This window comes from Planctomycetia bacterium, assembly GCA_034440135.1.
GTDB lineage: Bacteria > Planctomycetota > Planctomycetia > Pirellulales > JALHLM01 > JALHLM01.
The window spans coordinates 1-6,781 of sequence record JAWXBP010000032.1 but is presented as its reverse complement, the minus strand read 5'-3'; the positions used below and the strand labels follow the sequence as shown (position 1 = coordinate 6,781).

At 63.3% G+C, this 6,781-nt stretch carries 4 protein-coding genes; 2 read left to right on the top strand and 2 right to left on the bottom strand.

The features are described 5' to 3' along the window. Positions 1-1,164 (bottom strand): diaminopimelate decarboxylase (lysA, locus tag SGJ19_01620; GenBank protein MDZ4778934.1); only part of this gene is annotated, 1,164 nt, incomplete at its 3' end. 170 nt (positions 1,165-1,334) lie between these two features. Next, complete coding sequence (locus tag SGJ19_01615; protein MDZ4778933.1) at positions 1,335-4,586, bottom strand: DUF1559 domain-containing protein; 3,252 nt, start codon at positions 4,584-4,586, stop codon at positions 1,335-1,337. Positions 4,587-4,903: 317 nt separating this feature from the next. Here SGJ19_01615 and SGJ19_01610 point away from each other — a divergent pair, with 317 nt between their 5' ends. Both SGJ19_01610 and SGJ19_01605 read left to right on the top strand, forming a co-directional pair. Further along, the gene (locus tag SGJ19_01610; GenBank protein ID MDZ4778932.1) at positions 4,904-5,680 is read left to right on the top strand and encodes a phosphoribosylformylglycinamidine synthase subunit PurQ; all 777 of its coding nucleotides are present in this window, start codon (positions 4,904-4,906) and stop codon (positions 5,678-5,680) included. A 130-nt stretch (positions 5,681-5,810) separates the two neighbouring features. Further along, the coding region (locus tag SGJ19_01605) for a transaldolase family protein (GenBank protein ID MDZ4778931.1) at positions 5,811-6,781 on the top strand (971 nt) is incomplete at its 3' end.

Sequence of the window (6,781 nt, the reverse complement as noted above, 5' to 3'; positions counted from 1 at the left end):
GTTGTAGTTGCTGCCCATCACGGCGCCGTAGGCGCCGGCGCATTCAATCACCAAGAAATCGCCGATTTGCGCCACAGGCAACGAGCGCTTGCAAACGAAGCCGCCGTCTTGCTGCGTGAAGATATCGCCGGATTCGCACAACGGCCCGCCGACCACGACGTCCTGCTCGGCGCGGGATTCCATCTTGCCGGACGCTGTGGCGATCGAAATCGGATGATACGCGCCGTAGAGAATCGGACGCGCAAGGTTATTGAAGCCAGCGTCGACCACGTAGAACGTGTTGCTCCCCATCTGCTTGACGGCCCGCACCTCGGCGAGCAAGTAACCGCTCTCCGCGACGAGAAAGCGGCCCGGCTCGAGCTCCAAATGTACCGCATGTCCGAACGTGTCGGCCAGTCGATTCCGCGTGTCGTCCCAGAGGCGATGATACGCGGTGAGATCGGCATGCGTGTCGCCAGGGCGATAGGGCGTCGGCAATCCGCCGCCCGCGCTGATCGTGGTCAACGTGCGGCCGATTTCGCGCGCCAGTCTTTCCGAAGCGCCGCAAACCTGAGCGAGATGCTCGATGTCGGCGCCCGAGCCGATGTGCAAATGCAGCCCCGTCACGCCGAGGCCGTGCCGATCGGCGCGGCGCAATGCGTCGTGCAGGTTTTCGTGCCAAATACCGTGCTTGGAGTGCTCGCCGCCGGTGTTGGTCTTCTGGCTATGGCCGTGGCCGAAGCCCGGGTTGATCCGCAACGTGATGTTGCCGCCGGGAGAGCGTTCGCCGTACTGATCGATCATGTCCGGCGAGCCGCAATTGACGTGCAGGCCGTGACGCAGCACCGACTCCAGCGCCTCGCGATCGAAGATATCGGCCGTGTAAACGATCGGGGGCGGATCGCCTGCCGTCGCGTAACCGGCGGCGATCGCGCGTTCGATTTCGCCCGCGCTCACGGCGTCGACCAGCACGCCGTGGCGGCGCATGAGGTCGAGAATGGCGATGTTCGAGCAAGCCTTTTGCGCGAAGCGCACGGTCTCGAACATGCTCAAGTCTTGAATCCGCTCGACGATCTTGCCGGCGTCGTAAAAATAGGCTGGCGTCCCGAATTCGCGGGCCAGTTCGACCACCGGCAGGCCGGCAATCTCGGTACGGAGAGTGGAGAATTCGGTCGCCGAAGCCATGGGCTTGTTTCGCTCGTTCAGAGTTGGGCGTCAGCGACGCCGTGGAAATACGATCAACGGGTCGATGCTAGCAAACCCCGTGGCGGGTCAACAGGGGCGACCCTTTGCGCATCGAGTAGACACGAACGCCGCTCGGCGGTTCACTGGAGCGCCAACTGCGTTTGGATATCCTACGAATCGGAGTCCGCCGTGGCGGGCCCCTTCGGAACCGGCAAGATCCAGTTTTCCAGCAGCGACTTCCGCTCTTCTGGCGTGCCGGAGACGAACGTCGTAGCGCGGGCTTCGTCCTTGAGCAGTTTCTGCACCAGCGGCAGGGCGTCCTCGGGCTTGAGCGCGCCGATGACCTGGTAATAACGCAGCTCCAGCAATACCGGCAGCGGATTCTCCTGTCCGCCGGCGCCGACCATCTTTGCCGCTTGCTTCAAGACCTTGTCGGCCACTTTCTCGCCGGTCAGGTCGGGGACGTCCTTGAATTCGAGGGCTTCCTCGGTCGCCTTTAGCCATTGGGCCGTGTTCTTGCGGCGCGCCGAAGCGTCGTTAGCGGCGATGGTCGCCGCGTCGCCGCCCGAGGAATTGCCAAAAGAGCCGCCGTAAGCACTGCCGCCGCCGTCAGGCAGCGGAACCGGTTCGGATTCGCGGCCGACGTTCTTCTTCGTCGCCACGTCCACCACGACCCATTGAATCGCCGGCTCAGTGCTGCGCGTGTTCTTGGTCGTCATTTCGGCGATCAGCAGCACGTCCACTTCGGCCTTCGCGGCGGCCGTTAGCAACTTTCTGCGATCACCTTTGCCGAGAATCACCAAACCGCGCGGCGCTTGTTCGGCGACGGCGTCTAATTCCTCATTGGTGGGCGGGGTCGTGGAACTCGCCGCGCCGGAGCTTGGTCCACGCGGACCGTACGGACTGCTCGACGCTTCCAGTCGGTAGTTAACGCCGGAATTGGCGTTCTCATTGTCCGACTTCTTGCGATCGTATTCAAACAACTTACCGAACTCGCCCTTGTCGAGGCGCCTGCGGATTTCTTTCACCATGTCACTGCCAACTTCTCCGGCGAGATCATCAAAGTCCTTGATCGGATCGACGACTTCTTCCTCATCGTCGTCTTCGCCCGACGTTACGGCGCCAGTGTTACGGCCGTAGGGACTCCCCGCTCGGCCCGCGGTTCCGCCAGCCGAGTCGGCGCGCCGCTTCGGATCAGGCATCGCGCCAACGCCCCAACGCAACTGATGCACGGGTCGCGTGAGCTTGTTCCAATGCATGACTTCTTTTTTCAGCACTTCGTCATCGGACGTGATGGCGGCCGCGAGCGACAGGCGGGCAGCTTCTTTGTCGTGGCCCAAGTCAATTGCGCGCTGCGATTCTCCGGCCCAACCCGGCGGATACTTCTTCGTGCTCGTCGCCGCAGTAGCAGTGGTCGTGTCACCGCTGGCCGGCGCGGTGCTTTCAGTCGCTGTGGGCGCGGCTGCCGCGGCTAGCAAGGCGTTCAAATCCACCGTCTCGCCCCCCGCGAACGTGAATAACCCAGCCGCGGTGTCGGTCGCGGTGTTGAGCGCAATGGTATGCACCTGACCGTCGAGCCACAGCGCCAGGAACACGCCGGAATATGCCTTGTCGAGACCCTCGGTCGGCTTCGCGGCGTCATAAGCCAAGTCGTCCGGCGCGGTCCAGGTCACGGCCTTTTCCGCGTTCGCTTGTACGAGCAGAATCGTGTTGCTCGGACCGTCGGACGCCATGACCAGCGTGGCGCCCTCCTTGTGTCCCAGCACCGTCCCGTCGCCCACCGGCGCAACGATTGTAGTTTTGCCTGCTTCACTGATGCCGGGCACCGCAAAGACCGAAGGCATTTTCTCGACGAGCGCCTTGTTATGCTCGCTGTCCCAGGCTTCGTCTTGTTTGAACTGATCGAACAATTCCTTCTGTCCCAAGAATGGCAGCAGCGAGACGCGCCAACTCAAGAGCGGTTTGCCATCGGCCGACATCGTGGCGGCCGTGGGCAATTTGTTGTTCGTGGAGAGATACGTATGCGCGGCGATGCCGAGTTGCTTGAGCTGGCTCTCGACCACTCGTCGCGCGGCATCGGACCCCGGCGGCAGGATCAAATCTCGCTTCAAAGTTCCCGCCAGGCTTTCGACCATCGGTTGGTCAAGCGAACCGGAAATCAGCACATGTTGATTGTTCTCCCCGCCGCGTTCGACCTTCATCGTCTTGGCGAATTGATCCCACGCGTCATAGCCTTTGCTTTGGAGCGCTTGCTGTTCCGGCGAGAGGCCGGCGCTCAGTGCATTCCGCTGCATGCCGACGGCCATGCCGATCATCCCTTGCATCCCTTGCAGCGTACTCCACAGTTGCTGCGCGCCGTCAGCATTCGGCATCGCGATATCAATCGTCAACTTAGCGCCCGAGGCGAGATCCACGGCGAACGTGCCTTCGGGAATCGCCGACGCCATCACGCCCAGCATCGACGACACGTTCGAGCCCGCGGCGGCCGTCGGCATCAGGGCGCCGACCGACGGTTGCCCCCCGGCGCTTTTCTTTGCGCCGAAGATGGCGAACTCGGGCGGGGCTTCGCGCAACGTCTCGCCTAGAGTCTTTGGAACCGGCGCCGCGGCTGCTTCTTCCGCGACGGCAGCCGGCGGGCCGTAGGGCGACCCACTGGGTGGACCATACGGCGAGCCGCTCGAAGCCCCTGCGGCAGGAGCATTGAAATAGCTTTGCAACGCGGCTTCGCGGCCGATGATCAACGACTGAGGATCAAAGAAGCAAACGGCGTCGCTATCGGCTTGCGTCGAACGATAGATCTTTTGCGCGCCGGCGAATTGCTCCGTGCTCTCCAAACTTCGCGACGAACGGACCTTCGCCTCGTCGATCGGCACGTTCGCGCGAATAATGCGAACCGTCGTTTCCGGTGCTGGCAACATCGCATTCAAACCGCCGGAAGTGTCCGAAGCAGCGGCGGGAGCCGACGTGCCTGCCGTCATATTGGGGCCATAGGGGCTGCCCGACGGCGGTCCGTAGGGAGAACTCCCTTCGCGACCGCCGTAAGGTGCGGACGGGACGGAGCTACCCGGGCTGCCGCCGACGAAAACGAGAATGACTTCGTCGATTTGCGAGGATTCCAGGCCGTAGTCGCTGCGCAGTCTTTCGGTGATTTTGACCGCCGCTTCGGAAGCGCCCACCGGCGAGACCAGCAGTTTCGGCACGCGAATGACCGTGGCGCCCGACACCGAATCGGGGATCGTGGCGTAAACGTCTCCCACCGCTGGGGCGGCAGCCTCTTCGACGGAGGCGCTCACAGGCGCTACCGGACCTCCGGGAGGGGCTGCCGGACCTGCCGTGGTGGCCGGCGGCGGACTCCCGCCGCCGCAACCTGCTTGGACGGCTAGCGTGGTCGAAATCAGCAAGCCCAATAGCCGCCTCAGCATCGTCGAGTCCTCCCCGATTACTTCGCGAATGCGCTGGAACCGTCGCCAGATAGGTCGCCGCGCCGCGGAAATGAGGGGCGCCAAGCCTGCGCGCACCGCCCCGTCCCCTATCATACCCGGGCCACGGACAAAGGTTTTGCTCCGCCGCGATCCCCGGCTGTTTTTGAACGCCGCCATTATGTTCCGCGAACGCGGTCGCTGTCGAGAGAAAAGATCGCGCTCTCCGCAACGCGTCGACCCGGAACCCGGTGTGGCTGGCGACGATTCCGGGATAAACTGTCGTGCGGTACACCACTCACTGGATCTTGATTGCCGCAATGCCCCAACCTCGCGTCCTGATTCTGCGTGCACCGGGTACAAACTGCGACGAGGAGACGGCGTACGCCTTCGAGCGCGCCGCCGGTAAGGCCGAGCGCTGGCATGTCAATCAGCTGCTCGAACAGTCCGCTGCGCTCGCCGATTTCCAAATCCTCTGCCTGCCGGGGGGGTTCAGTTACGGCGACGATCTCGGCGCCGGCCGGATTCTCGGCCAGCAACTGCGGCGGCACTTGGCCGGCGCGATGCAAGAATTCAAGGCCGCCGGCAAATTGATTCTCGGCATCTGCAACGGCTTTCAGATCCTCATCAAATCCGGCTTACTGCTCGAAGACGATCCGCAGACCGGCCCGCCCGCCACGCTGACGTGGAACGCGTCGGGCCAGTTCGTCGACCGCTGGGTTGAGCTGCTGAACCCCGGCTCGCCATGCGTGTACTTCGCCGGCATCGAGGAACTGTATCTGCCGATCGCCCACGCCGAAGGAAAGTTCGTGCCGCGCGACGATTCGGTGCTGCGTCAATTGCAGGAACGCGGACAGATCGCTTTGCGCTACGCCCACGCCGGGAAACCAGCCGGCCTGGCGTTTCCGGCGAACCCCAACGGGGCCGTCGACGACATCGCCGCGGTCTGCGACCCGACCGGCCGCGTCTGCGGACTGATGCCCCATCCAGAACGCTTCATCGATCGCGTGCAACACCCGCGCTGGACGCGGGAAAAGCTCCCAGAAGCCGGCGCGGGATTGCGAGTGTTCGAGAACGCGGTGCGGTATTTCGCATAGCGCCGGCAGCGCAGGTTGTCTTCGGTTCGGTGACGTCTTGCCCTGGCCCCGTAATGGCGAATCGCCCCCATTTTTGCTATTCTCGGCTAAACGGATTTCCATCGCCAAATCACATCGGAGGGCGCCGCTGATGGCTTCGCCGCTGCGTTCCTTGATCGCCACGGGCACCAAGCTCTGGCTTGATTCGATCGACCCCGACCTGGTGAAGTCCAACCGCGCCCTGGGCGCGACCGGGGCCACTTCGAACCCGATTATTGTCGCCGACCTGCTCAAGACAGGGCGCTTCGACAATGCGATCGAGACCTCGCTGGCCGAAGGGCACAGCGATGAGACGATCGCCTGGGAGATGACCGATCGCCTGGTCCGTCAGGCCCAGGACGTCTTTTTGCCAGTCTGGCAAGAAACGTCGGGCAACGACGGTTACGTCAGCTTCGAGCTGGACCCGTTACTCGAAGACCCCGCGGCCGGCCCGCCGCATGCCGAACGCGTGGCGCGGTATGTCGAATTGGGCAAGCAGTGGGCCGCCGGACACCAGAATCGGATGATCAAGGTGCCGGCCACGCCCGCGGGACTCGACGCGCTCGAATCGCTGGCCGCCGCCGGCGCAACGCTGAACGTCACCCTGATTTTTTCCTCGCGGCAATATCAGGCCGCGCGCGACGCGGTCTGGCGCGGCGCTCAACGGCGCTCGGCCGGCTTGGCCGGGTTCAAATCGGTGTACAGCATTTTCGTCTCGCGGTTGGATGTCTACACGGATCAAGCGGTGACGCAGCTTTCACCCGCCGCGCAGGGCCAGGTCGGCATCGTCAACGCGAAGCGGATCTGGCAAGAAAATCAGACCTTCTGGGCGGACAAGAAGTTGCCGCTCCAACAGGAGATGATCTTCGCCAGCACCGGCACGAAGAAGAAGGAAGATTCGCCGTGGAAGTACGTGGAGGCGTTCTCCGGCAGCGACATCGAGACCAACCCGCCGGGCACGAACAAGCTGGTTCAGAACAGCGGCTGGACCTTAGCCCGCAAGATCGACGAGATGCCGAAGCCGAGCGTCCTCGAAGAGATCGACAAGAAGGTGGATATGAAGAAGCTCGAAGAGACGCTGAT